Source organism: Marinicauda pacifica, from assembly GCF_004793635.1.
Classification (GTDB): Bacteria; Pseudomonadota; Alphaproteobacteria; order Caulobacterales; family Maricaulaceae; genus Marinicauda; species Marinicauda pacifica.
Genome location: NZ_SRXV01000001.1, coordinates 591,885 through 618,431 on the forward strand (window position 1 = coordinate 591,885; position 26,547 = coordinate 618,431).

At 64.5% G+C, this 26,547-nt stretch carries 21 protein-coding genes and 2 tRNA genes; 15 read left to right on the forward strand and 8 right to left on the reverse strand.

All coding sequences use genetic code 11. The features are described from left to right. Positions 1 to 164: 164 nt before the first annotated feature. On the reverse strand, positions 165 to 1,712 hold the full coding sequence (locus E5162_RS02935; RefSeq protein ID WP_135943443.1) for an acyl-CoA carboxylase subunit beta: 1,548 nt from the start codon (positions 1,710 to 1,712) through the stop codon (positions 165 to 167). Positions 1,713 to 1,747: 35 nt separating this feature from the next. Between E5162_RS02935 and tgt the strand changes: the two genes are divergently transcribed. Then, complete coding sequence (gene tgt, locus E5162_RS02940; RefSeq protein ID WP_135943444.1) at positions 1,748 to 2,881, forward strand: tRNA guanosine(34) transglycosylase Tgt; 1,134 nt, start codon at positions 1,748 to 1,750, stop codon at positions 2,879 to 2,881. A gap of 56 nt (positions 2,882 to 2,937) precedes the next feature. On the opposite strand, the gene E5162_RS02945 is transcribed toward tgt, so the two are convergent. Continuing rightward, positions 2,938 to 3,729, reverse strand: coding sequence for a PRC-barrel domain-containing protein (locus tag E5162_RS02945; protein WP_158291180.1), 792 nt, complete (start codon positions 3,727 to 3,729; stop codon positions 2,938 to 2,940). 332 nt (positions 3,730 to 4,061) lie between these two features. Here E5162_RS02945 and E5162_RS02950 point away from each other — a divergent pair. Next, positions 4,062 to 4,137: transfer RNA gene (locus tag E5162_RS02950), tRNA-Lys, on the forward strand. 68 nt (positions 4,138 to 4,205) lie between these two features. After that, positions 4,206 to 4,652: a YybH family protein gene (locus tag E5162_RS02955; RefSeq protein ID WP_135943446.1), complete on the forward strand. Its 447-nt coding sequence runs from the start codon at positions 4,206 to 4,208 to the stop codon at positions 4,650 to 4,652. A gap of 100 nt (positions 4,653 to 4,752) precedes the next feature. Here the strand turns inward: E5162_RS02955 and recQ are convergent, their stop codons facing one another. Then, on the reverse strand, positions 4,753 to 6,591 hold the full coding sequence (gene recQ, locus E5162_RS02960) for a DNA helicase RecQ (RefSeq protein WP_233342133.1): 1,839 nt from the start codon (positions 6,589 to 6,591) through the stop codon (positions 4,753 to 4,755). Positions 6,592 to 6,669: 78 nt separating this feature from the next. Beyond that, the gene (locus tag E5162_RS02965) at positions 6,670 to 6,978 is read right to left on the reverse strand and encodes a hypothetical protein (protein ID WP_135943447.1); all 309 of its coding nucleotides are present in this window, start codon (positions 6,976 to 6,978) and stop codon (positions 6,670 to 6,672) included. A gap of 122 nt (positions 6,979 to 7,100) precedes the next feature. Here E5162_RS02965 and E5162_RS02970 point away from each other — a divergent pair, with 122 nt between their 5' ends. The 7 genes from E5162_RS02970 to astB all read left to right on the forward strand — a co-directional run bounded on the left by E5162_RS02970 (position 7,101) and on the right by astB (position 16,186). Next, positions 7,101 to 8,309 (forward strand): CaiB/BaiF CoA transferase family protein, encoded by a 1,209-nt coding sequence (locus E5162_RS02970; protein ID WP_206751025.1) that lies wholly within the window; start codon positions 7,101 to 7,103, stop codon positions 8,307 to 8,309. A gap of 143 nt (positions 8,310 to 8,452) precedes the next feature. After that, on the forward strand, positions 8,453 to 9,532 hold the full coding sequence (locus tag E5162_RS02975) for an OmpA family protein (protein ID WP_135943448.1): 1,080 nt from the start codon (positions 8,453 to 8,455) through the stop codon (positions 9,530 to 9,532). Between the two features lie 240 nt (positions 9,533 to 9,772). Continuing rightward, positions 9,773 to 11,065: a cystathionine gamma-synthase family protein gene (locus tag E5162_RS02980; RefSeq protein WP_135943449.1), complete on the forward strand. Its 1,293-nt coding sequence runs from the start codon at positions 9,773 to 9,775 to the stop codon at positions 11,063 to 11,065. 37 nt (positions 11,066 to 11,102) lie between these two features. Next, positions 11,103 to 12,359 carry a hydrolase gene (locus E5162_RS02985; protein ID WP_135943450.1) on the forward strand — a complete coding sequence of 419 codons (1,257 nt, stop codon included), beginning with the start codon at positions 11,103 to 11,105 and terminating at the stop codon, positions 12,357 to 12,359. 15 nt (positions 12,360 to 12,374) lie between these two features. Next, the gene (locus tag E5162_RS02990) at positions 12,375 to 13,385 is read left to right on the forward strand and encodes an arginine N-succinyltransferase (RefSeq protein WP_135943451.1); all 1,011 of its coding nucleotides are present in this window, start codon (positions 12,375 to 12,377) and stop codon (positions 13,383 to 13,385) included. After that, complete coding sequence (gene astD, locus E5162_RS02995) at positions 13,385 to 14,836, forward strand: succinylglutamate-semialdehyde dehydrogenase (protein ID WP_135943452.1); 1,452 nt, start codon at positions 13,385 to 13,387, stop codon at positions 14,834 to 14,836. Before E5162_RS02990 ends, astD begins: the two co-directional genes overlap by 1 nt. 6 nt (positions 14,837 to 14,842) lie before the next feature. Continuing rightward, positions 14,843 to 16,186, forward strand: coding sequence for an N-succinylarginine dihydrolase (astB, locus tag E5162_RS03000; RefSeq protein ID WP_135943453.1), 1,344 nt, complete (start codon positions 14,843 to 14,845; stop codon positions 16,184 to 16,186). A 28-nt stretch (positions 16,187 to 16,214) separates the two neighbouring features. On the opposite strand, the gene phhA is transcribed toward astB, so the two are convergent. From phhA to E5162_RS03020, 4 genes are all read right to left on the reverse strand, one after another. Next, a complete protein-coding gene (gene phhA, locus E5162_RS03005; protein ID WP_135943454.1) occupies positions 16,215 to 17,099 on the reverse strand; it encodes a phenylalanine 4-monooxygenase in 885 nt (294 codons plus the stop codon). An 88-nt stretch (positions 17,100 to 17,187) separates the two neighbouring features. Beyond that, entirely contained in the window at positions 17,188 to 18,102 is a 915-nt protein-coding gene (locus tag E5162_RS03010) for a beta/gamma crystallin-related protein (protein ID WP_135943455.1), read from the reverse strand. A 129-nt stretch (positions 18,103 to 18,231) separates the two neighbouring features. Further along, positions 18,232 to 20,028: a gamma-glutamyltransferase gene (gene ggt / locus E5162_RS03015; protein WP_135943456.1), complete on the reverse strand. Its 1,797-nt coding sequence runs from the start codon at positions 20,026 to 20,028 to the stop codon at positions 18,232 to 18,234. A gap of 90 nt (positions 20,029 to 20,118) precedes the next feature. Then, complete coding sequence (locus E5162_RS03020; RefSeq protein ID WP_135943457.1) at positions 20,119 to 22,251, reverse strand: AsmA family protein; 2,133 nt, start codon at positions 22,249 to 22,251, stop codon at positions 20,119 to 20,121. A 198-nt stretch (positions 22,252 to 22,449) separates the two neighbouring features. On the opposite strand from E5162_RS03020, the gene E5162_RS03025 reads away from it, so the two are divergent. The 5 genes from E5162_RS03025 to E5162_RS03045 all read left to right on the forward strand — a co-directional run bounded on the left by E5162_RS03025 (position 22,450) and on the right by E5162_RS03045 (position 26,543). Continuing rightward, positions 22,450 to 23,217, forward strand: coding sequence for a M48 family metallopeptidase (locus tag E5162_RS03025; protein ID WP_135943458.1), 768 nt, complete (start codon positions 22,450 to 22,452; stop codon positions 23,215 to 23,217). A gap of 118 nt (positions 23,218 to 23,335) precedes the next feature. Next, positions 23,336 to 23,412 (forward strand) — tRNA-His (locus E5162_RS03030). A 171-nt stretch (positions 23,413 to 23,583) separates the two neighbouring features. After that, positions 23,584 to 24,606, forward strand: a complete 1,023-nt coding sequence (locus E5162_RS03035) for an efflux RND transporter periplasmic adaptor subunit (protein WP_135943459.1) — start codon at positions 23,584 to 23,586, stop codon at positions 24,604 to 24,606. Between the two features lie 75 nt (positions 24,607 to 24,681). Further along, positions 24,682 to 25,389 (forward strand): ABC transporter ATP-binding protein, encoded by a 708-nt coding sequence (locus E5162_RS03040; protein WP_135943460.1) that lies wholly within the window; start codon positions 24,682 to 24,684, stop codon positions 25,387 to 25,389. Continuing rightward, positions 25,386 to 26,543: an ABC transporter permease gene (locus E5162_RS03045; RefSeq protein ID WP_135943461.1), complete on the forward strand. Its 1,158-nt coding sequence runs from the start codon at positions 25,386 to 25,388 to the stop codon at positions 26,541 to 26,543. Before E5162_RS03040 ends, E5162_RS03045 begins: the two co-directional genes overlap by 4 nt. Positions 26,544 to 26,547: the final 4 nt, after the last annotated feature.

The window sequence follows — 26,547 nt, forward strand, 5'->3', positions numbered from 1 at the left end:
GATATTTATCCGATGTCACCCATCCCCCTCACCCTGAGGTGCCCGGCAAAGCCGGGCCTCGAAGGGTCGGATGACGGCCAGACTGCCTACCAAACCCTGCGAACCGCGAACACAGGTCCTGGTCCGCTATGCGGACGAGGATTTCACGGGCGTGTGAAACCTGGCTAGGGCCGATACCTTGGTGCCTTCGTCCTCGGCTCCCGCAAGGGGGCGGCGAGGTTGGCGAATTCGGTCAGCTTTTCGCGGGTCTCGGCCGGGTTGATGATCTCTTCGGCCCAGAAGCGCTCGGCGGTCTTGAAGGGCGAGGAGAAGCTCTTCATCTGCCGGTTGAGGTCGTCCTTCATGGCATCGGGATCGTCCGCGCCGGCCAGGGCCGCCTTGAAGGCGGCTTCCACCCCGCCCTCCAGCGGCAGTGAACCCCAGTCGCCGGATGGCCAGGCATAGCGGTAGCGAAAGCGGGTATGGTCCATCATCGCCGCGCCGGCCACGCCGAACGCCTTGCGGATGACGATGGTGCACCAGGGCACGCTGGCCTGGTAGATGGCCGACAGGGCGCGCGCGCCATGGCGCAGCGTGCCGGCGCGCTCGGCGCGGGTGCCGATCACGAAGCCGGGCACATCGACCAGATGCACGACCGGCAGGCGGAAAGTTTCGGCCAGATCGACGAAGCGGGTGATCTTCTGCGCGGCTTCCGCCGTCCAGCCGCCGCCATAGACTTTCGGATTGCTGGCCAGCACGGCGACGGGCCAGCCGTCGAGGCGCGCAAAGGCGGTGATGACCGACTGGCCGAAATTGCGGCCCATCTCGAACAGCGAGCCCTCGTCGGTCACGCTGCGCAGGATCTGGTGCATGTCATACGCGTATCTCTTGTCGCGCGGGACGATGTCGCCGAGGGCGGGGTCGCGCCGGCCGGGCGACTCGGTTGTCTCGCGCCGTTCGGGCAGGTCGTGGATCGAGTTCGGCAGGTAGGAGAGAAACCATTTCGCGGCCGCCATCGCGTCCGCCTCGCTGGCATAGGCATCGTCCACCGCGCCTGCGGCGAGCTGAAGGTCGGCCCCGCCAAGCTCTTCCTTGGTGACTTGCTCGCCGATCCCGGCCACGACGGGCGGGCCGGCGATGAACATTTGCGAGCTACCCTTGACCATGACCGAGTAATGGCTGGAGACCGCGCGGGCGGCGCCGAGGCCTGCGACGGGACCGAGCAGGAGCGAGACTACGGGCACGCGTTCCAGATTGGCGACGACCTGGTCCCAGCCCGGATTGAAGGGGATATAGGTGGCGCCCATGTCGAGGATGGATTTGACCGAGCCGCCACCGCCCGTGCCTTCGATCAGACGGATGAGGGGCAGGCGCAGCTCACCGGCCATCTTCTCGGCCTGAATCTGCTTCTCGATGATGGCCGCATCTGCCGCCCCGCCGCGCACGGTGAAATCGTCGGCCACCACGGCTATGGTGCGTCCTTCGATCTTGCCGCGTCCGAACAGGCAGTTTGCCGGGGTGAAGTCGATCAGGTTACCAGCATCGTCATACTCGGCCCGCCCGGTGATCGAGCCGACTTCGCGAAAGCTGCCCGAGTCCAGCAGGAGGTCAAGGCGTTCGCGCACATTCAGGCGGCCGGCCTCGCGCTGGCGCTTGAGTTTTTCCGGGCCGCCCATGCCTTTGGCCAGCGCCTGACGCTTGCGCAATTGCTCGATTTCGTCTTTCCAGCTCATCGACTTCTCATCTTCCGCGACACAAAGACTCGTTCATGACCCATTTTCCGTTCGAAATCGCCGCTGTCGATGGGGCTGCGCGTACCGGCCGCATCCAGACCCCGCGCGGCGACATCAGAACGCCCGCTTTCATGCCGGTCGGAACGGCCGCGACAGTCAAGGCGCTCTACCCCGAACAGGTCAGCGAGGCGGGCGCCGACATCATCCTGGGCAATACCTATCACCTGATGCTGCGTCCGGGCGCGGAACGGGTTCACCGCCTGGGCGGCCTTCATCGCTTCATGCGCTGGAGCGGACCGATCCTGACCGACTCCGGCGGGTTCCAGGTCTGGTCACTGTCCAAGCTGCGCCAGATGAGCGAGGAGGGGGTGACCTTCAAGAGCCATATCGACGGGTCGGCCCATTCGCTGACGCCCGAACGCTCCATCGAGATCCAGGCCGATCTTCTGGGCGCGGACATCTCGATGCAGCTCGACGAATGTACCGCCTTTCCATCACCGCGCGAGGAGGCGGAACGCTCGATGGAAATGTCGCTGCGCTGGGCGAAGCGCTCGAAGGCGGCATTTGGCGAGCGGGAGACGCAGAACCTGTTCGGCATCGTGCAGGGTTCGACGTTTGAGGATTTGCGCCGACGTTCGGCTGAGGGCCTGATGGAGATCGGCTTTGATGGCTATGCCATTGGCGGGCTCGCGGTCGGGGAGGGCTTTGAGGCGATGTGCGAGGTGCTCGATTTTACCACGCCTGTCCTGCCGCTCGACCGGCCGCGCTATCTGATGGGCGTGGGCAAACCGGTCGATCTGGTGGAGTCCGTCGCACGCGGGGTCGATATGTTCGACTGCGTGATGCCGACCCGGTCGGGACGCCACGGCCAGGCCTGGTCCGATTACGGCCCGGTCAATCTGAAGAATGCGCGCTTTGCCGAAGACGATACGCCGTTGAACGCGGCCATCGCCTGTCCGGCCAGCCGCGATTATTCGCGGGCCTATATTCACCACCTGGTGCGCGCGGGGGAATATCTCGGCTCGATGCTGCTGTCCTGGCACAACATCGCTTATTACGAAGATCTGATGGCGCGCATGCGCACCGCCATTGCCGAAGGCGAGTTCGAGGCTTTCCGGCGCGGCTTCCTGGAGCGCTGGCACTCGAACGAAAAAGACCGGGCGGAATGACCGCCCGGTCCTTGTTCTTTCGATGAGCCGGAAAACCGGCTGATCGTGAAGTCGGTCTACTGACCGCTGGTCGCAACGGCGTTCTCAACGCGCACTTCGTTGCCCATTCCGTTTTCACGAACGGCAACCACGTCTTCGATCAGCACCTCGATTTCGCCTTCGCTGAAATCGTAGGCCGTGTCGGTCTCGATCAGGAGCGCGGCCACGCCGTCGCCGTCGTTGCGCACGTCCCTCACGATGCCGAGCTGATCGCCGCTGGACAGGTAGACCGTGCTGTCGGTCCAGTCCTCGACGTCCCAGGCTGCGGTTTCCACGTCGGTGGACCAGTCGGCCTCGACGTCAGCGGAGGCCATCGTCTCGTCGCTCATGCGATCATGGTCGGCGTCGGACATCTCCATGCGATCGTCGCCATCGTGATCACCGGCGTGATCGCTGTCGTCGCCATCCATCATGTCGTCGTCGGACAGCCAGTAATCCGATACGCGGCTCTCATCGAAGGTCGGCAGAGAGGCGATCTGCGTGCCCGTGTAGGACAGGGTCAGCACCTGATCGCCATCGGCATTGGTGGTCCACTCGGCATCGTCGGCGTTGACGAGAATCTCGCGGCCGCCGATCTCGAGGAAGCCGCCGGTCTCGATGACGTAGGCATCGATATCGGCTTGCTGGTTACTCGCGAAACGGACGCGTTCGACCGTCCCGAGGTCTTCGCCGTTCATCGTGCGGACCTCGGCGTCGACATAGGCGTGGTCATCGCTGAAGCTGGCCTGGGCCCCGTGGGTGTCCACGGCAAGAGCGGCCGGCGCCATGGCGATGGCGAACACGGAAGAAAGAAGAATGGAGCGTTTCATGGACGAATCTCCTGGGATTTGCTTGCAGAGAAAGGCTGCTCTGAACAGTGACGGGCCAAATATCCCGCCGGTGCCGAATAAATTGCCTGCGGCCGGTTCCTGTTCCTGAAATCTGGACTTCTTGCCTTCGCTCGGCATGAAATATTCTATTAAGCACATGAAAATAAACAAAAATATTTCACTGTTCACTGGCGCAACCCACTGCAGGGCTGCGCCAGGTCACGGCGCGAAGCAGCGGCCAGCAGATGGCTTATGAGGGCCGCTGAAACACGCTACATTCCTGCCTTGACCACCGTCAGGACCGCCGATAGGTTCCGCGCCTCCTTGAGGGAGAGCCGGTAGCTCAGCTGGTAGAGCAACTGACTTTTAATCAGTAGGTCCAGGGTTCGAACCCCTGCCGGCTCACCATTTCTTTCAGGATTTGATACCGTCCCGCCGGGTAGCGGATTTCCCGCCCCGGACGAGAGGGATGTGTCATGGATTTTCTGGCCGCAATTCTGGCTCTTGCCACTCTACAGACCTCGGACTGCCAGGCCGAAGGTCTGAGCGGAGAGGAAATCTGCGCGGTGATTTCCGCCCAGCAGGATGCTTGGAATGCCGGGGACATCGAGGGCTTCATGGCCGGTTACTGGCAGGACGAGGCGCTGCGCTTCGCGTCCGGCGGTACGGTGACCCATGGCTGGCAGCCCACGCTGGAGCGTTACCTGGCCCGCTACGACACTGCGGACAAGATGGGCCGGCTCGTTTTCTCCGACGTCGATGTGACCTTGCTGTCCGAAACTGCCGGCACCGCCTTCGGCCGCTGGACGCTGGAACGCGAGGCAGACCGCCCGACCGGGCTGTTCACCCTGGTGTTCGAGCTTAAGAACGGCGAATGGGTGATCGTGCACGATCATACGTCGGCGGGAGACGCTGGCGAGTAGAGCAAATTCATCGGATCAGAGCCGATGAGATTGCTCTAACCGATTGTTCCGGAACATGTTCGAACCGCAGAACCGGTTCCCGATTTTGCTTGGAAATGCTCTAGATGTGCTGCTCGACAACTTCGAGAAAGCCGTCGGCATAACGTTCCAGCTTGCGTTCGCCCACACCGAACAGATCGCCCATCTCCACGACATCGCGCGGCCGTTCGCGCGCCATCTCGATCAGAGTGCGGTCGGAGAAGACGGTGTAGGCCGGCTTGCCGGATTCGCGCGCGAGTTCCGCCCGGTGGCGGCGCAAGGCCTCGAAGAGTTCCTGATCCTGGACGGACAGTTCCGATTGCGCCCCTGATGAGCGCATGCGGGCGACTTTTTCGGCCCGGCGTTCCTGGGGCGGGCGCAGCCGGATCGGCGCGCGGCCGAACAGGATTTCCTTGCCGCGCTCGGTAATCAGCCATTCGCCATAGCCGTCGATCGGTTGATCTATGGCGCCCGCCGCGAAGAGTTGGCGAAAGACGCTCATCCACTGGTCCTTGGACAGGTCCTCACCGATGCCGAATGTGGGCAACTGGTCGTGGCCGCGGGCGGTGATCTTGTCAGTCTTCACCCCACGCAGCACGCCGATCAGGTGTTCCAGGCCGAAACGCTGGCCGGTGCGCGCGATCGCCGACATGGCCTTCTGGGCCAGGACGGAGCCGTCGATCAGGGCCGGGGGATCGTCGCACAGATCGCAATTGCCGCAGGGTTCGATTGTGTCGCCGAAATAGGAGAGCAGGGACTGGCGGCGGCAGGAGGGCGCTTCGCAATAGGCGATGAGGGCGCCGAGCCGGCGCGTTTCCATCGCCTTGCGGGACTCGTCCGACTCGCTTTCGGCGATCTGACGGCGGCGCAGGGCGGCGTCGCCCAGCGACCAGAGCAGGAGAGTATCTGCCGGTTCGCCGTCGCGCCCGGCACGCCCGATCTCCTGGTAGTAGGCTTCCATCGATTTGGGCAGGGCGGCATGGACGACGAAGCGCACGTCCGGCTTGTCCACGCCCATGCCGAACGCAACGGTCGCGCACATCACCATGGAATCGCTGGCCACGAAGCGATCCTGGCTCCGGCTGCGCGTGTCTGGGTCGAGGCCGGCATGGTAGGCCCCCGCATCGACACCTTCGGCCTTCAGACGCTGGGCATAGTCCTCGCACGCCTTGCGGCTGGCGCAGTAGACAATGCCGGCCTGGCCGGGGCGCGCCTTGATGAAGTCGCGCGTCTGATTGAAGGCCGATTGCTTGGCGGCGACGGCCAGATGAAGGTTCGGCCGGTCGAAGCCGGACACGAACTCGCTGGGCGGACCGGCAAAAAGGCGCGCGGCAATGTCGCGCCGGGCCGCGGCGTCGGCCGTCGCGGTGAAGGCGGCAATCTGGGGCCGGCCCGCAGCGTCGGCCAGCTCGCGAATGCGCAGATACTCCGGGCGGAAGTCATGGCCCCATTGGGAGACGCAGTGAGCTTCGTCCACCGCGATCATCGTCAGGCCGCTGCGGCCGAGCTTTTCGGCCAGTCCCGGAACAGCCAGGCGCTCGGGCGCGAGGTAAAGCAGGCGTAGCGTGCCCTGTTCGAGCTTCTGCCAGGTCTCTTCGCGGTCCTGCGGGCTGTCGGCCGAGCTGAGGCTGGCGGCTTCGATCCCGTTCGCGCGCAGCGCCAGGACCTGGTCGCGCATCAGGGCGATCAGCGGGGAAATCACCAGCGTCAGGCCGGGCCGGATCAGAGCGGGAATCTGGTAGCAGAGCGACTTGCCACGCCCGGTCGGCATCACGGCGAGCACGTCTTCGCCGGCCAGCACGGACGCGATTATCTCGCCCTGGCCGGGACGAAATTCACGGAACCCGAAAACCTCGCGCATGGCCTTTTGCGCGTGGGTCAGGTCGGGCCGGGCAGAAGAGCGGGAATCACCGGAATTCATGACCGGCAAGCTAGCCCGGTATTGTATCCCCGCAATAGAGCAGGCTGCCACGTATCCGCGCGGGGGCGGGTTTGTGCACTACCAGAAAAGCCGAACCAGAGCGTAGATGATCGCCGCCCACACCGCGGCCGAAAACAGTCCGGCCAGAATCGCACCGGCCCAGAAGGCCAGCGGATGAGAGGTGTCGGGCTTGTCATGCACCGTGGACGCGCGCGAGAACACTGACGACCGGGAGCGCGTCCGCTTGCGTTCGGATGATTTGGGCGCGTCATCAAGCACCGCCCCGGCGCGCGTGGATTTCCGCCGCGGGCCGTTCGCCAATTCAATCATAATGCTGTCTGACACCCCGCCTCTGTCTGGAGTGAACTCTTGCAGGCCGAACTTCATAGCGCAAGGCTCAAATGCGCGATCGAATGGCAGGTTGCGCGCGCCTGTCTGCCAGGCTCAGCTTGCCCGGCGCGGCCGGGCTCAATAAGGCTGGCCGTCGAAAGCTTGAGAAGGAAGTCGCCGTGACCGAGAGCGCGCTGTCGCATATCCGAGTGCTGGACCTGTCGCGTGTTCTCGCCGGGCCCTGGTGTGCGCAGATCCTGGGCGATCTGGGCGCAGATGTGATCAAGGTCGAGCATCCGCGCTCCGGCGACGATACGCGCGGCTGGGGTCCGCCTTTCGTCACCGAGGCCGATGGCACGTCCGGCGACGCGGCCTATTATCTGTGTGCGAACCGGAACAAGCGCTCGATCGCGGTGGATATTTCGACCCCGGAAGGCCAGGGCGTGATCCGCGATCTCGCTGCCAAAAGCGATGTGGTGATCGAGAATTTCAAGACGGGCGGACTGGCCCGGTATGGTCTCGACTACGCGGCCCTGAAGGCGGTGAAGGAGGATCTGGTCTACTGCTCGATCACCGGATTCGGGCAAACCGGGCCGCGCGCTCAGCTGCCCGGTTACGATTTTCTGATCCAGGCGATGGGCGGGCTGATGTCTATCACCGGGCATGACCGGCCCACCAAGGTCGGCGTTCCGCTGGTCGACCTGTTCACCGGCGTCTACGCCTCGACGGCTATCCTGGCTGCGCTGGCGGCACGCGACCGGGGCGCTGGCGGGCAGCATATCGACATGGCGCTGTTTGACGTGCAGGCGGCGCTGCTGGCCAATCAGGCCATGAATTTCCTGGTCGGCGGCGCGGTCCCGGGACTGCCCGGCAACGCCCATCCCAATATCGTGCCCTACCAGGATTTTCCGACGGCGGACGGACGCATCGCGCTGGCCGTGGGTTCGGACGGCCAGTTCGCGCGGCTGGCGGCGGCGCTGGATCATCCCGAATGGGGCGAGGACCCGCGTTTCGCCAAGAATCGCGACCGCGTGGCCAACCGCGACGTCCTTGTCGCGATGCTCGAAGCGCAGTTCGCGCGCCATGACACCGGGTACTGGGAAGCGATTCTGCACGCCGCCGGCGTTCCGTGCGGTCCGATCCAGTCGACAGATGAAGTTTTTGCAGACCCGCAGACAGTGGCACGCAATCTTTCGTTAAAAATGCAACGAGACGGGGGGGAATCGGTGCCTCAAGTGGCCAGTCCGCTACGTCTGGGAGGCACGCCACCCGTGTATCACCGTGCCCCGCCTAGGTTTGGCGAGCACACGGACGAGGTGTTGCAAGAGAGCCTCGGCATTGACGAAAAATGTCTCAAAGATTGGAAAATACGCGGGATCGTCCGCTGAAAAGCCACGATTGCGATGATAAAACGTGGAGGCGATGGATAAAATCGGCTAACCAAGCGTTAGGAACATCGCGTCTGAGGTTCCATACACCTTCCAGGTGTTCAATGTTCACACGAAGGGCTCCGGCCCGGAGGGGATATATAATGAAAAAACGGCTTCTAACAGCTGCGGCTGTCGGGGCCTTCCTAGCTGCGCCATCGGCGTTTGCTGAGGAGGGCTGGTACGTTCGTGGTGCGCTGGGTTACGGCGCTCCGAGCGATACCGATGTTTCCGGCTCGCTGAATGGCGAAATTCAGGGCGAAGGCGATCTGCGCGAAGCGCTTGCCGTCGGCTATGAGTGGGCAAACGGCTTCCGTCTGGAAGGTGAACTGGCCCACCGCTTCAACGATACCGGTGCTGTCGGCAACCTGCCCGAGAGCTCTTCGGACATCCAGGCCTGGTCCGGGATGCTGAACGGTATCTACGAGTTCAACCAAGGTGCCTGGTGGCGTCCGTACCTGGGCGCTGGTGTCGGTTGGGTCGAATCCAGCGTTTCCATGGCCGGTTACAGAAATGCGGCGGCCTATGCCGCGGCTCCGGCCTCGAACGCGACCGACTACTTCACGGTCGACGATTCCGATAACGCGCTGGCCTACAACCTGATCGCCGGTGTTGCTTGGGATCTGTCCCGGAACCTCGTTCTGGACACCGAGTACCGCTACTTCGGCTATGGCGAAACCGACTACGATCCGTCCGTAACGATGGACCGCATCGGTGGCCACGAGGCCTGGATCGGTCTGCGTTATCAGTTCGCAGCTCCGCCGCCGCCTCCGCCGCCCCCGCCGCCGCCGCCCCCGCCGCCGCCTCCTCCGCCTCCGCCGCCGCCTCCGCCGGCCGCTGACTGCGAAGATATCGGCCGCGTGGTCTACTTCGAATGGGATCGCTCCAACGTCACCGATCAGGCCCGCTCGGTCCTGAACGCGGCGATCAGCGATGCCCGCGATTGCGGCGTGTCGTCCGTGGAAGTTGCCGGTCACGCTGACCGCTCCGGTGCCGCCAGCTACAACGTTGGCCTTTCCGAGCGTCGTGCCCGTGCGGTCCGCGACGAGCTGGTTCGCCTCGGCGTCCCGGCTTCGGCTATCTCGCTTGAGGCCTACGGCGAAAGCCGCCCGGCCGTCGAAACGCCGGATGGCGTGCGCGAGCCGCTGAACCGTCGTGCGGAAGTGACGATCGACCTGCGCTAGATCGCGCACGTCGTCTCACTGTCGAGACAAGGGAACGGCCCGGCACTTTGCCGGGCCGTTTTCTTTTGCCGTCATGCTGCATCGCAGCGAATACGAGCTTGCCTGCCAGTCGCCAGTCCGCGGCTTGACCAAGGCCGGTCCGCAGGGGCAAGACAGCGCCATAGCCTCTCGTCATTTCTGCGCCGCCGCCCCCGGATCCGGGGTTCGACGCCGGCGCACCCACGAACAAGGACCACCGTCATGAGCAAGCCAGACACCCCGTATCGCAAGCGCGCCCTCGGCAATCGGCCCCTGTCGCCCGAAACGCTGGCCATGAGCTATGGCTATGACGCGAAACTGTCTGAAGGCTCGATCAAGCCGCCAATCTTCCAGACCTCCACCTTCGTGTTTTCCTCCGCGGAAGAAGGCGCGTCCTTTTTCCGGGTCATGGGCGGGCGCGCCGAAGAGGGCGATCCGGCGACGCCCGGCCTGATGTATTCGCGGTTCAACAATCCCAATGTCGAGGTGATCGAGGACCGGCTGACCGTGTTTGAAGACGCGGACGAGGCCTGTGTCTTCTCCTCGGGCATGGGCGCGATCTCCACCGTGCTGATGGCGTTTGCGAATGCAGGCGACGTGATCCTGCAGTCGACTCCGCTCTATGGCGGAACCGAAACGCTGATCCGCAACGTGCTGCCCAATTACGGGGTGAAGAGCCATGACTTCGTGGCCGGCGCGCCGGAAGCGGAAATCCGCCAGAGCCTGGAAAACGCGATGAAGGACGGCACGGTCAAGGCGATCTATACCGAGACCCCGACCAACCCGACCAATGAAGTCGTCGATCTGGAACTCATGAAGACGCTGGCCGACGAGCTTGGCGAGCGTCAGGGCTACCGTCCTCCGGTAATCGTGGACAACACGGTGCTCGGCCCGATCGGCCAGAAGCCGCTGTCCTGCGGTGCGGACATCATCGTCTACTCGCTGACCAAATATGTCGGCGGGCATTCGGACCTGATTGCGGGCGCGGCGCTGGGCTCGAGCGAATACATGAAGCCGGTTCGCAAGCTGCGTTCCGCCATTGGCACCAATCTGGACGCCAACACGTGCTGGATGCTGGCCCGCTCGCTCGAAACGGTGACCCTGCGCATGAAGGCGGCATTCGAGAACGCGCGCAAGGTGGCGGAATTCCTCAACGACCATCCCAAGGTCGAGCGCGTGCGCTATCTCGGCTTCCTGGAAGAGGGCAGCCGGGACCACAAGGTCCATACCCGTCAGGCCGGGGACTATCACGGGTCCACCTTCTCGTTCGATGTGGCCGGCGGTCAGAAGGGGGCGTTCGCGATGCTGAACGCACTCCAGGTGGTCAAGCTGGCGGTGTCGCTGGGGGGAACCGAGACGCTGATCTGTCACCCGGGCAGCACGACGCATGCCGGCGTGGATCCCGAACTGCGCAAGCGGCTGGGCTTCACCGAGGGCATGGTCCGGGTCTCGATCGGTATCGAGGACCCGGAAGATCTCATCGCGGACTTCGATCAGGCCTTGTCGAAGATCTGATCGCCCGTCTTTCCCGCAGCAGCCCGATGGGGTGTTCATGAGCGATTTCACGCTCAACGGTGACGAAACCGCCGTTCTCGACTGGATCGAAAGCCGTGGCGATCACATGATCGCCACGGTCAAGGACTGGTCCAGGATCAATTCCGGCAGCCATAACGAGGCCGGCCTGAACCGTATGCGCGGTGTCCTGAAAGACGCTTTCGGCGAACTCGACGCCCGGATCGAGGAGGTCGAGCTTCCTTCCTCCCAGGTTGTCGAACGCACGGGCGAAATTCGCGACATCGCATACACGCCGGCGCTGAAGATTTCCCAACGGCCGGACGCGCCGATCCGCATCGTGCTGACGGGCCATCTCGACACAGTCTTCCCCGAAGATGCCGGGTTCCAGGACTGGACGCTGTGGGACGAGGATACAATCAACGGCCCCGGGGTTGCCGACATGAAGGGCGGCCTGCTTGTCATGCTGCATGCCCTGCTGGGGCTGGAGCGTTCGCCCTGGCGCGACCAGGTCGGGTATGACGTGCTGATCAGTCCCGATGAAGAGATCGGATCTCTGGGCTCGGGACCCAGGCTCGCTGAGCTGGGCGCGCGCGCCGATGTGGGCATGACCTACGAGCCCGCGCTGGCCGACGGTTCCCTGGCGGGCGCCAGGAAAGGCTCGGGTAATTTCTCGCTGCGCGTGCGCGGCCGGGCCGCTCATGCCGGACGCGAACACCATCTCGGGCGCAACGCGATCGTCGCCGCTGCCGATTTTGCCCGCCAGCTCGACGCGCTGAACGGCAAGCGCGAGAACGTGACCTTCAATGTCTCGCGCATCGAAGGCGGCGGCGCGCCCAATGTCGTTCCAGATCTCGGAATTGTCCGGTTCAATTGCCGCGTGCCGGCCAAGGACGATGCAGACTGGGCCACGGCCCGGATGAAGGAGCTGTGCGCCGGGATCGATGCCCGCGACGGAATCACCGCCGACCTTCATGGTGGATTTACGCGCCCTCCCAAACCGATGACTCCCGCCAATCTGCGCATGTTCGAGTGGACGCGCACTGCGGGCCGCACCATCGGTCTCGACCTTGTCTGGAAGGATACGGGCGGGGTGTGCGAGGGCAATAATCTGTGGGCTTCGGGGTGTCCGAACGTGGATACGCTCGGCGTTCGCGGCGCGGATATTCACTCCGACCGCGAGATCGCCAAGCTCTCGAGTTTTCCCGAAAAGGCGAAACTGTCTGCGGTCATGCTGATGAAGTTCGCACAGGGCGACTTCGACGCCCGCGAAGCGCGCGCGCTCGCGCGCGGCTAATAGAAAGGACGATTGATGCTGGTTGTTCGCGCCGCCCGGCGGGCGGATCATGAGGCGTTCGTCACGCTCGCCCGGAATGCCGGGTCGGGCTTTACCAGCCTGTCGCTCGACGATGACGCGTTGGCCGCCAAGCTGGCCCAGTCCGAGGACAGCTATGCGCGCCGGATCGAGGATCCATCCGATGTGAGCTATCAGCTCATGCTGGAAGATTCAGAAAGTGGCCGCGTGTTCGGCACGGCGGCGGTCAAGGCGTGTGTAGGGGTCAAGAAGCCGTATTTCGACTTCAAGATATTCACACTGGCGCAGGCCTCACGCGAGGCCAATCAGCGCTTCGACATGGAAGCCATGCTGCTGGTCAACGACTTTGCCGGATCGACCGAGGTCGGATCGCTCTTCGTCGATGACGGGGTGCGCGGCAGCGGCGCAGGCCGTCTGATCGCGCAGTCGCGCTACATGCTGATCGCCGCCGATCCGGCGCGCTTCGGCCAGCGCGTGGTCGCCGAGCTTCGCGGTGTCGTGGATGCCGATGGCTATTCGGTTTTCTACGAACACGTCACGCGGCCTTTCTTCCGCATGACGTTCGATGAGGCGGACCGGCTGAGTGCGGCTTCGGACAACCAGTTCATCCTGGATCTCATGCCGGTGCACCCGATCTATGTGGACCTGCTGCCGAGCCAGGCGCGCGCCGTTATCGGCCAGACCCACCCGCACGGCGTGAATGCGCGCCGGCTTCTGGAGTGGGAAGGGTTTGAATACCACCGCTATGTCGACATCTTCGACGCCGGACCGCTGATGTCTTGCCGGACCGAGAATACCCGCACGGTCCGCGACAGCCGGAGGGTGACGGTGGGCGCGGTGCAGGGCGAGCCGGTGCAGGCCGTCGTCTCCACCGACGCGGTTGACGATTTTCGGTGCGTTTTCACCGAAGTGACCGTTCAGGACTCCACCGTTGGCCTGAACGACGAGGCGCGCCGTGCGCTCGACCTGACGGACTCTGAAGCAGCTCGAATCTGGATTCGCGAATAATGGCTCGTAATACGCTCTATATCGGCGGCGCCTGGAAAGCCGGGCGCGGGGACGCATTCACCTCAACCGACCCGGCCAAGGGCGGGACGGTCTGGGAGGGCGCATCCGCAGATCCGCGCGATGTTCGCGACGCCTTCGCCGCCGCGCGCAAGGCGCTGGGTGAGTTCGCCCTGATGGGGTTCGAGCGCCGGCGCGCAATCGCCGAGCGCTATCGCGACATCGTCAAGGCCAAGGCCGAAGAGATCGCCCTGCATATCGCGCGCGAGACCGGCAAGCCCTTGTGGGAGTCGCGGACCGAAGCAGGCGCGATGGCCGGCAAGATCGACGTCTCGATCCAGGCGTACGAGGAGCGGACCGGACGCAAATCCTTCGACACCGATTTTGGCGAGGCCGTGCTCGACCACAAGCCGCTCGGCGTGATGTTCGTTCTCGGTCCGTACAATTTTCCGGGCCATTTGCCGAACGGACACATCATTCCGGCGCTGCTGGCCGGCAACACGATTGTCTTCAAGCCATCCGAGCTGACGCCGAGTGTCGGCGCGCTGATGGTTGAATACTGGGAAGAGGCGGGCCTGCCGGCCGGTGCGCTTAACCTGGTCCAGGGCGCGCGCGAGACCGGCGCCGCGGCGCTGGACGATCCCGATCTCGACGGGGTCCTGTTTACCGGCTCCTGGCAGACGGGTTCGTTCATCCACAAGAAATTTGCCGGGCGGACCGGGGTTCAACTGGCGCTGGAGATGGGCGGCAATAACCCGCTTGTGGTGTGGGACGCGGAGGATGCAGAGGCCGCGGCGCGGATCTCGCTCCTGTCCGCCTTCATCACCACCGGTCAGCGCTGCTCGTGCGCACGCCGCCTGATCGTGCCGCAAGGCGCCAAGGGCGATGCGATCCTGGATGCGGTCGCGGACATGGCCGCACGGCTGCCGATCGATGTCTGGGACGCGGATCCGGAACCCTTCATGGGCCCGCTGATCTCCGAACGCGCCGCAGCCGCCGTGATCGACGGGCAACGCGACTGGGTTCAGGCGGGATGCAAGACCATCCTGGAGGCCAGGGCCGGGCAGGGGCCGTGCTTCGTGACGCCGGGCATGGTCGATGCGACGGGTGTGAGCACGCCGGATGAAGAGATTTTCGGCCCGCTCCTGAAAGTCTACCGCGTGGCCAGCTTCGATGAGGCGTTGAGCGAGGCCAACAATACCGCGTACGGGCTTTCAGCCGGGCTGATCAGCGATAACGAGGCGCTCTGGAAGCAATTCTGGGCGGGGAGCCGGGCCGGGATCGTGAACTGGAACCGGCCGACGACCGGGGCGGCCTCGACCATGCCGTTCGGCGGGCCGGGGCAGTCGGGCAATCTGCGCCCGAGCGCCTATTACGCGGCCGATTACTGCGCCTACCCGGTGGCGACGCAGGCCGCGCCGACGCCGGAACGCATGGCCGTAAAAGGATTGTAGGACGCGATGAGCGCGACGGTGGAAGCCAATTTCGACGGCCTGGTCGGCCCGACGCACAATTACGGGGGGCTCGCGCCGGGCAATCTGGCGAGTGCGACGAACAAGGGCGCGGTCTCCAGCCCGCGCGCCGGCGTGCTCGAAGGACTGGCGAAGGCAAAACGCCTGCATGACGCGGGCCTGGTCCAGGGCTTCCTGCCGCCGCACGACCGTCCCTTCATTGCCGGGCTGCGCGAGGTCGGCTTCACCGGCAGCGACCGGCAGGTGTGGGAGAGCGCCTTCAAGAGCGATCCGGTCCTGGCGCGCAACATGATGTCGGCTTCGTCCATGTGGGCGGCCAATGCGGCCATGGTCTCCCCAAGCGCCGACACGCGCGACGGGCGTGTCCATTTCACGCCGGCCAATCTGATGACGGCGCTGCATCGCTCGATCGAAGGCCCGCAGACGCGGCGCGCGCTGGACCGCATTTTTCCCGACTCGGGATGCTTCGCCGTTCACGATACGCTGCCCTACCAGTCCGATTTCGCCGACGAGGGCGCGGCCAATCATGTGCGGCTCTGTGCAAGGCATGGCGAGCCCGGCGTGGAGCTTCTGGTTTTCGGACGCGATGCGCATGAAAGCTGGCAGGCGAAATATCCCGCCCGCCAGACCAGGCAATCGGTTGAGGCGATCGCGCGCCGGCACGGTCTGGATCCGGCCCGCACGGTGATTGCGCGCCAGTCGCGCACGGCCATCGAGGCGGGCGCCTTCCACAATGATGTGGTGTGCGTGGGCAACGAGACGGTGCTCTTCCTGCATGCGCAGGCCTTTGAGGACCAGGCAACGGTCTACGAGGATATCCGCAAGGCCGCGGACGGGCTGTTCGAGCCGGTCTTCGTGGAAGTGACTGCGAGCGAGGTTCCGCTGGAGGACGCGATCAGGTCCTACCTGTTCAACTCCCAGCTCCTGACCTGGCCGGGCGAGGACCGCATGGTTGTCCTGGCGCCCAAGGAGACCGAGGAAACCGGGTCCACGCGCGCCTATTGCGAAAAACTGGTCGCCGGCAATGGCCCGATCGGTCGGGTGGACTATGCCGATGTGCGCCAGTCCATGCGCAATGGAGGCGGGCCGGCCTGCCTGCGCCTGCGCGTTGTGCTGAGCGAGGGCGAGCGCGCGGCGGTCAATCCGGGCGCGATGTTCAGCGATGGCTTGTACGAAGAGCTGACAGCTTGGGCCGTTGCGCACTATCGCGAGGAGCTGGCTCCGGGCGATCTGGCCGACCCGGACCTGGTCGACGAGGCGCAGGGCGCGCTCGACGCCCTCACGCAGATCATGAAGCTGGGCAGCGACTTCTACCCGTTCCAGCGGGCGTAGGCAGGGCGGCCGCGAAAGCGGAGGCGGGTCAGACCCACTCGGCCTTCTTCTCGAGCCCGCCAGCCTTCGCGTATTCCTGCGTGCCCTCGTGATAGACCTTGTCGCTGGGCAGGACTTCGCTCGCCTTGTAGTCGGGCAAGCCCTTCAGGCGTTCGTAGATCGGGCCGAAATCGACATTGGCGGTCGATTCCATGAGTTCCTCATAAGAATCGATCACGAAATAGGTCTGCTGGAAATCGTCGTAGCGATAGTCGGTGCGCATGATGCGCTCGAGGTCGAAATGAATCCGGTTGGGCGAGCGCCCTTCGAGGCAGAAGCGGCTTTCCGACTGGGACGACACGATGCCAGCCCCGTAGATGCGTCGGCCTTCCGGCGTGTTGATGAGCCCGAATTCGACCGTGTACCAGTACAGGCGGGTCAGGTTCTCGATCATGTCGACCTTCATCGCCTTCTCTCCGCCCTGGCCGTAAGCCTGCATGTAGTCGGCAAAGGCGGGCAGGGTGAGAAGGGGCACGTGGCCAAAGACATCGTGAAAGATGTCCGGCTCGGGCAGGTAGTCCAGCTTGTCCGCGTCGCGGATGAAGCGGCCGGAGACGAAACGCCGGTTGGCCAGATGGTTGAAGAACACGTCGTTCGGGATCAGGCCGTGAACGGTCACGACCTGCCAGCCGGTGAGCGCGTAGAGCTTCTCGTTCACCTTGCGGAAATCGGGGATGCCGCCATCGTTCAGATTGAGCAGTTCCAGCCCCTTGAAGTGCTCGGGCGCGGCGCGGCCCTTGAGCACCTTCATCTGGCGATCATAGAGCGTGTTCCAGACGCCATGCTCCTCTTCGGAGTAACGATCCCAGCATTGGTCGATCGTGTGGTCTGCGGCCGGAGTCTGTTCGGCGACGACAGGATCGTTCACGGGCATGGGCGGGTAAGCTCCAGTCTGCTCTCAGAGGCGACCTCTATATAACGAAAGGCCCTCTCATTGCGAGAGGGCCTGCGCTATCGAGCACTTAGCGTGTGCACAAGACGTCGGTCAGCACCTCGTTGGCGCGTCCCGGCCTGCGGTCATCGAGATACCAGGCCTCTCCGCCGCGCGCGCGGGCAACCTCGAAATGGACCGCGGTGCGATGGCCGGCGATGCGGCAAAGCTGGTTGGCCGCTTCGTCACCGCACCGATAGCTCTGGCCATAGGAGCAGGCCGCCACTTCGAGGCCCCGGATGCGCGGGGTGGGGAAGAAGACGGTGCTCACGCCGCGCACCTCGCCATCGATCTCGCCCCCGTGACCGGGCCCGCCGGGATAACCCGGTTCCTCGTGACGGCCCGAGCGCACAGAGGTGATGCGGCGATCCAGCCCGAGGCGGGACAGGTTGCTGACGCTGCGGTCGATCGTGCGGCATCCGCCCTCGTAATCGTCGTCCACGCAAACGGTCCAGACGCCCGAGTGTACCTGGATGGACCGCGCCTGATCGTTGAAGCCCATGCGTGTGAGGTTCGGCGTGCCGTCGGTCACCGTGACATTGCGCCCGGCATAGTCAGTGCCCGCGTAAAGCGTGATGCCCGCATCACTTCCCGGACCCCTGAACTGGACCGAGCGGACCGAACTGATCTGATCGTTGAACGCCCAGTTGGCCATGTTGGGCAGGTCTTCGGTGACCACGTGGCAGCTGCCGCCGTAATCGGCATGCACGCAGACCTCCCAGCGTCCGCCCTCCAGACGGATGGAGCTGGCCATGTCGTTGAAGTTCATCCAGTCCAGATTGGGCGCGTCGCCATCGATCCGCGCCGACCGCCCCTGGAAATTGGCGTGCTCGTAAAGAATGATGGCCCCGCCGCGACCCCCGCGCTGGGCTTCGGCTGGAGCGCTCAGGCCGGAGAGGCCGGCGAGGCCAGCAAGAACAGCGAAGGCTGAGCTGCGTAAAAACATGGGTATTCTCCTGTCCTGACTAATGCGACTACGATGACCGGGCCGGGCTGAACCGGCGATGAAGCCAGTCTTGAACTTGCGTTCACAAAGGACGTGCCCGCCGGCGTGGCTCACCGGTATCCGGTTGGTCTAGTAGCCCATGGCCGAGCCATCCTTGCGGCTTTCCGAGGCCGCGGCGTAAACGCCGGTTTCGGGGTCACGCATGATGGCCTGATATCCGCCGAATCCTCCATCGCCGTCCTCGATCACGTGTCCGCGGGCGCGCAATGCCTCGCGCACCTCTTCGGAAATACCGCTCTCGACCGCGACGACACCGAGCCCGCCTTCTTCAGTGACCGGGTCGGTGGGCTGAGTAGAGCCCTGATGGCGCCAGCGCGCCGCATCGCCGGCATCCTGTACGTTCAGGCCGAAATCGATCATGTTGGTCAGGATCTGGACATGGCCCTGCGGCTGCATGGCGCCGCCCATGACGCCGAAGCTCATCCACGCCTGGCCATCGCGTGTGACCATGGCGGGAATGATGGTGTGGAAGGGGCGCTTGCCGGGCGCGTACACATTGGGGTGGTCGGGATCGAGGCTGAACAGCTCGCCGCGATCCTGCAACATGAAGCCGAGACCGTCAGGCACGAGACCCGAGCCCATGCCGCGAAAATTCGACTGGATGAGGGAGACCATCATCCCGCTGGAATCGGCCACCGTAAGATAGGTCGTGTCGCCATGCTCGATGGCGGCAGGGTCTCCGTGTGGAACGCTTTCGCGTGCGGTGTCCGGGGAGATCAGAGACCGGCGTTCGTCCGCATAGGCCTCCGAAATGAGCGTTTCGACCGGAATATCGGCGAAATCAGGATCGGCGTAGAACCGGGCCCGGTCCTCGAACGCCAGCCGTTTGGCTTCGATCATCACGTGGAGCGCATCCGCGCTCATGAAGCCCATGCCGGCCAGATCGTAGGGTTCGAGGATCTGGAGCATTTGCAACGCGGCGATGCCTTGGCCCGGCGGCGGCAATTCCCAGACGTCATAGCCGCGATAGTTGACGCTGACCGGTTCGATCCATTCCGAAGAGAAGTCGGCAAGGTCTTCCGCGGAGAGATAACCGCCGATCCGTTCCATATACGCGTCGATGGTTTCGGCAATTTCGCCTTCGTAGAAAGCGTCGCGTCCGCCTTCGGCAATCCGGCGCAACGTGTTGGCGAGGTCGGGGTTGGTGAAAATCTCGCCTTCGGCCGGCGCTTCCCCCTGCTCGTTCAGGTAGGTCATGCGCGCGTTGTCGAATTCCTGGATTTCCCCGGCTTCGAAGCGCTCGGCGAAGATGGACATGTTCCGGTTCCAGTAATAGGCGATCAGCTGGGTCACCGGAAAACCGTCCTCGGCGTAGCCTATAGCCGGAGCGAGGATGTCCTCCATCGGTAGATTGCCAAAGCGCTCGTGCATGGCAAACCAGCCATCCACCGTGCCCGGCACCGAGACGGGAAGGACGCCGAGCGGCGGGATGCTGCCGTCCGGGCCTCCCACTTCTTCGAGCATCTGCTCGTAGCTCAGGCTTCGGGGCGAGGGACCGGCCGCGTTCAGCCCGTAGACCTGTTGCGTAGCCGGGTCGTAGACGATGGCGAACAGGTCTCCGCCGACGCCGTTGCCGACCGGCTCCATCAGGCCGAGAGCCGCGTTCGCGGCAATAGCTGCGTCTACCGCGCTTCCGCCCGATTTGAGAATTTCGATCGCGACCTGGGTGGCCAGCGGATGGGCCGTTGCCGCTGCGCCGTTGCGCGCCAGCACTGGCGAGCGCGTGGCGAACGGCATTCCGCTGATGCGATCACCGCCTGCATGGCTCATCCGGGGATCGGAGGGAGTATCCTGAGCCGATGCGGGAGCTGACAGTGCCAACCCTGCCAGCGTGCTCGCGAGAAGGCTTGCGGTCAGTCGGATCATCTCTCTCCCCCGTGTATGAAGCCGGCGTCATTGCGCCAACCGTGTTTCGTGGGGGCAAGTAAACAGCTGCGCCTGCGCGCGATCAAGCCATTACCGGTTCGGGTTCTCCTCGGCCGTCTCGGTTTCGGTGTCCGATTGATTGTCGCGGGCAGCGCCCAGGAAACCGCGGATCAGGCTTTCCGCCCGCTCGCGGTCAGTCGGTTCCTCGGCCGGTTCTGCGGTCTCGGTCCCGACTTCGCCGGAGGCGGATTCGTCGGGGCCGGCGGCGCCGGCGCCGGCTGAGCCCGCCCCGGTCAGGATGTCGAGAAGACCCGCGGCGCCATTCTCGCGGACACGGTCCAGATCCAACAGGTCGCCGAGGTCGCCAAGTTCACCGCGGGCTCGCGCCTCGACCAGCCCGCGGGCGATCGCGGCAAAATCCAGCGTCACGCGCGGATCGGAGAAGCTGCCGGAGATGATGACGGGGACCTGGATGCCCTCCAGCTCCGCTTCTCCCCCCTGACCCGTGAGGCTGGCGACGGCGCGCGGAGTCAGCCGGTAGTCCAGATTCAGCCCGCCGAGGTCGATCTCCCCCTGGCCGCCGACGCGCAGAAGCGGGCTCAGCATGGTCAGATCCTGGTTGAGCACCACGCCGTCTCGGATGGCAAAGCTGCCGCGAAGTGCCGAAAAGTCGGTCTCTTCCGTGTCGCCAAAGCCTTGCGGCAGCTCGCGGTTCTCCACGGCGGTGAGCACGCCGCGAATAACGCGGGCCAGGTTGACGCCCACGATGGCGCCTTCGGCAAAATCGAACTGACCTTGCCCCTGCAACCCGTTCATGATGGCGGCGGGGCTTTCACCGCTACCCGTCACGTCCAGCGTGAGGGTGCCGATCCCGCGCAGGCGGTCAAAGCCGGCTGCCGCGTCCAGGAAGGGTTGCGCCTGCAGCGTCTCGAGCCGTCCCTGGAAGCTGTAGGACGGGACGGTGCTGCGGCTGTTCGCGACCAGGCTGGCCGAGCCCCGGCCGCCATAAAGCCCGAAGCCGGGCAAGGTGGCCGACAGGCGGCCGTCCGAGAGCGTGGCGTCAAGCTGGGCATCGGTCACCACAACATCATTGAAGCGCAGCTCGCCAACTTCGGCGTCCAGCTCGGCATCGAAAAGAGAGAGGACGGACAGGTCGAGCGGCGCATCGCTCCATTCTGTCGGCGCGCCGGCCGGGCTCTGGTCGGCTTCTGCCTCGGGCAGGTAAGGATTGAGGTCGAGCACGGGGATCGTGAGCATGGCATCCAGCAGAGGGGTCGGGCGGTCGTAGGCAAAGCGCAGATCGCCGTTCGCGGCGATGGCATCCAGCGCGAGGTTTGCGCCCGTGAACACGACCTCGCCCGGCGCTCCGCGAAGCTGGCCGTTGGCGGAAAATGTCTGGAAAACGTCGCCTTCGGCCAGCTCGCTGCCAAAGAGCGCCGCGAATTGCGGCAGCGAGAGATCGACATCGGCCTCGCCTTGGAACTCCAGGTCGGTGCTTTCGAGAATTTCGCCATCGAAAGATATGTCACCTGCCGGGCCGCGTACGGAGACGGTGGCAGGGACGCGCGCGCCTTCGAAGAAGCCTCGCAGCGAGCCAAGCTCGGCGTCCAGATCAAGTCTTTGGCCCTCCAGGCTGACCTGTCCGGTGAGGGTGAAGGCCTCGTCGACGCCGGGAAGGGCGATGGCGAGATTGACCGCGTCGAGCCGGTAATCGCCAGCCTCGCCGAGATAGATCAGCGTGCCGTCCACAATCCTGACATCGCCCAGACTGGCCTCGATCGGCAGAGCGCCCGGCTGGCGGAATCCACCCGCATTCGCGGGTTCTGCCTCAGCCCCGGCGCTCGAGAACGTCCAGTTATTGCGGCCCTGACGCTCTTCGAGCCGGATGACCGGTTCGACGAGGACAAATTCCTCGATCACGAAATCGCGCTGGATCAGGGGCAGGAGGGCCAGCGCAAAGCGCATCTCGCCCATTTCGGCGAAGGCTGCGTCACCAAAGCCGGCCGGGTTGGCGATGGTGACGTTTTCGGCCCGCGCCTGGATGCGGGGCAGCAGCGCGAAGGAAATATCGCCGTCTATCGAGACCTCGCGTCCCAGTGCGTTGCTTGCCGCGGTTTCGAGCCGTCCCCGCCAGGTGTCCGCCGGGACGATGGCGGGAAGAATCGCCGCCGCTGCGATCACCAATGCGATCAGAACCAGAACGATAATCACAAGCCGGCGCATCTCTGTTTCCTCGAACGCGTTAGGTCAAATATCAGCGCGGCAACGACCGGACGTGAATATGGTTCCGGCGCGCCGCCAACAAGGCTAGGATTAGCCTGATGGCCGTTTAATGGCGAGCCGGCGATTTGATGCCGGTGCGTGTTTTTGGGGGCCGAGGCAAAACCAGATGAGGGTCTGAGCATGGAAAACGTCGTTAGCATGAGCCGCCGCCAGCTGGTGCGCGGACTGGCGACCGGAAGCGTCGTCGCCTTCGCCGCGGGCTGCGCAGAGAACACGGCGCTGGGCCGCAGCCAGCTGATGCTGGTTTCGGAGGAGCAGATCGCGCAGTTGTCTGCACAGGCCTGGCAGCAATCGCTCCAGCGCGAACGCATTAGCCGCGATCCCCAGCTTAACGCGCGCGTCGAGCGCGTGGGCGCGCGCGTAACGCGTGCCTCCGGTCTGAACTATCCGTGGGAATATGTGGTGTTCGATTCCGATCAGGAAAACGCGTGGGTCCTGCCAGGCGGCAAGGTCGCCTTCTATCGCGGCATCCTGGAAACCATGGAAAATGACGACCAGATCGCCACGGTGATGGGGCATGAGGCGGCCCACCTTGCCGGGCGCCACGCGGCAGAGCGCGCGTCCCAGCAACAGGCTGCAGGCATCGGTCTGGGCCTGGCCTCGGTCGCGCTCGATGCGGGCGATGTGGAGAATACCGCGCAATGGGCTGCAATTCTGGGCGCCGGGGTGACCTTCGGCGTCATCCTGCCCTATTCGCGGCGCCACGAGCTGGAAGCGGACCGTCTCGGCGTCGAGTACATGGCGCGCGCCGGCTATGATCCGCGTCAGGCCCTGCGTTTCTGGGAAAGCAAGGCGGCCCAGAGCGCCGGCCGCAATGCCACGCCGGAATTTGCCTCGACGCACCCGTCCGATGCGACCCGGATCGCGGCGTTGCGCCAGTACCTCGCCGAGCAGAATTACATCTAGCTTGCGATCCGGTGGCGCGAGTGCAAGAGGGCGGGGTGACCCTCTTGCGCCGCGCAGCGCCCGGCGATAGTTTCCGCCGCCTCGCTGACGGGATCAAATGCGTCCCCGCGAGGCGTGTGCCGCCTTAGCTCAGTTGGTTAGAGCGCTAGATTGTGGATCTAGAGGTCTCTGGTTCGATTCCAGAAGGCGGTACCATTTTTCTTTCAAGACTTTAGCTGGTGTTCGGAACCGGGCATTCCGAACCGCGCGTCTCCTTCGGACGGGCGTGAGTCCGGCTCGCTCAATTCGCCTCGCCGCCGGCGATCGCGAGATGGCTTGGCGATGCGGTCCGTGCTAAATGCGGGTCGGGACAACCGGGGCGGGCACATGCAGGATCGGGTCGATAAGCTTCAGTCTCTCAGCATTGATCGGAGCGGGGAGGAGCAGCGCGGCGGTGGAGTGCCGGTTGTGGCGGTGCTGGTCCTCGCGCTGGTTGCGGCCGGACTCGGCCTGGCTGCGGGATGGCTTCTGTCTCCCGAGGCACCGCAGGGCGAGGTGCGCACAGACGCCCCGGCGGATGCATCGGGTACAACCGCGCCCCCCGTGGCGGCAGCATCGGCACCGCGGTCGCGCGGGCTGGTGGCGTCAGGCTATGTCGTCGCACGCCGTCAGGCCACGGTGTCGGCCGAGATCACAGGGCGCATCCGTGACGTTCTGATCGAGGAGGGCGCGCGCGTCGAGGCGGGCGAGGTGCTGGCACGTCTCGACGATGACCGGGCGCGGCTCGATCTGGAACTGCTGGAGACCCAGGCCCGTGCGGCGCACCTGCGCGTGGACGCGCTGCAAGCCCAGCTCGCCGAGGCGCGTACGGTGTCCGACCGCGCCCGGCGTCTGCAGGAGCGCGGTTTCGGTCCCGTCGCCGCGGCCACGGCCGCTCAGGCCCAGGTCGACAGCCTCTCCGCTCAGCTCTCCGCGTCCCAGGCGGATGCCGCCGCCGCCGACGTGCGGGTGGCCAACCAGCGCGACCTGGTCGAGCGCCACGTGGTGCGCGCGCCGTTCGCGGGTGTCGTCATCGCGAAGAATGCGCAAGTGGGCGAGATTCTTTCACCGGTTTCGGCCGGAGGCGGGTTCACCCGGACGGGTGTCGCCACCCTCGTGGACATGGGATCGCTTGAACTCGAAATCGACGTCAACGAAGGCCAGATCCAGCGCATTCGTCCCGGTCAGCCGGTCGAGGCCGTGCTGGACGCCTACCCGGACTGGGATGTTCCCGCGGTGGTCGAGGCGATCATACCGACGGCCGATCGGAGCCGGGCGACGATCCAGGTGCGCGTCAGATTTCTTGAACTCGATCCGCGCCTTCTGCCCGATATGGCCGCCCGGGTCACTTTTATCGAAAATGGCGAGTAAGCAATATACAGGCCCGAACCAGCTGAGCTAAGGTTCTGACAAGAGTACAGGTCAGGCAAGGGGGTTGGTCGGCAGATGACCGAGGATTTACGTCAAGACACGCTCTACCAGCTCGACCACGTATCGAAGTCGTATACGCGCGGGAAAGAACGGGTCGACATTTTCACCGATCTGACCATGCAGATCGGCCGGGGCGAATTTATCGCCATCATGGGGCCGTCCGGCTCGGGCAAGACGACCATTCTCAACCTGCTCGGCGGGATCGATCGTCCGAGCGCGGGCGAGATCGCGTTCAAGGGCCAGCGCATCGATAATCTTGGCCAGGGCAAGCTGGCCACCTGGCGCGCGCACAATGTCGGCTTCATTTTCCAGTTCTACAATCTGATGCCGACTCTTACCGCCATCGAGAATGTCGAGTTGCCGCTTCTCCTTCTCAAGATGAGCGGCAAGGAGCGCCGGCGCCGGGCTGAGACGGCGCTTGATATCGTGGGGATCGCGGATCGGGCCGGGCACAAGCCGCGCCAGCTCTCCGGCGGTCAGCAACAGCGCGTGGCGATCGCGCGTGCCATCGTCGCCGATCCTGCGGTGCTCATGTGCGACGAACCGACAGGCGATCTGGACCGGGAGTCGGCCAACTCGGTGCTGGAAACCCTTCAACTGCTCAACACCGAGCTTGGCAAGACCATTGTCATGGTGACGCACGACCCTGCAGCGGCGAGCTTCGCGAAGAAAGAGCTCCATCTCGACAAGGGCCGCTTCGTTGAGCGGGAGGCGCTGGCATGAACCGCGCCACGCTGGTTCGCAAATCGCTCTTCCGCAAGAAGGTGCGCGCGATCCTGCTGATCCTGTCTATCGCCATCGCCTTCTTCATCTTCGGAGCGCTCGGCGCTTTCTACAAGGCGTTCAATTCCGGGGTCGAGGTGGCTGCCGCAGACCGGCTCGTGACGGTGAACAAGATCAATTTCACGGTCACCATGCCGCTGGCCTATCAGGCCCGGGTCGCCCAGGTCGAGGGCGTGCGTAATGTCAGCCATGCCAGCTGGTTTGGCGGCTATTACCAGGAACCGCAGAATTTCGTGCAGACGTTTGCCGTCGATCCGGAGACGTATCTGATTGCCTATGATGAACTGACCCTCCCGCCCGAGCAGCGCGAAGCCTTTCTGACTGACCGGACCTGTCTTGCGGCGGGCCGGGCATTGGCCAATCAGTATGGCTGGAGCCTCGGCGACCGGATTCCGTTGCTCAGCAACATCTGGCAGCAACAGGACGGCAGTTCGGCCTGGGACTTCACGATCTGCGCGATCTTCGACGCCGACGATGACGCGGTACCGACGAATTATGCGATTTTCCACTACGACTATTTCAACGAGACCCTGGCCTTCAATCGGGACCAGCTGGGCTGGCTGATCGTGAGCACAACCGATCCGGCCCTGAACGCCGAAGTCTCCCAGGCAATCGACGCGCTGTTCGCCAACTCACCTGCAGAGACCGAGACCACAACCGAGGCTGCCTTCACGCAGGCCTTCCTGGAGCAGATCGGCAATATCGGTCTGATCCTGACCTCGGTGATCGGCGCGGCGTTCGCGACCATTCTCATGATCGTGGGCACAACCATGGTGCTCGCCGTCGACGAGCGGACCAAGGAGATCGCGGTGATGAAGACCCTCGGCTTCACCGCGCCGTCGATCTTCGCGATGACCCTCGGGGAGGTATTCCTGCTCAGCCTGCTCGGCGGGCTGATCGGACTCGGGCTCGCCTGGACCCTGGTCAGTCTGGCTGCAGAGTCTCTGGCCGGTTTCATTCCTGGGCTCGGCATCTCGCTCGACATCGCACTCATTGCGCTGGCTCTGATGGTAGGCTTGGCCCTGCTCACGGGTCTGTTACCGGCCATGCGCGCGATGAACGTGCAGATATCGACCGCACTCGGAAAGTTGTGACCGC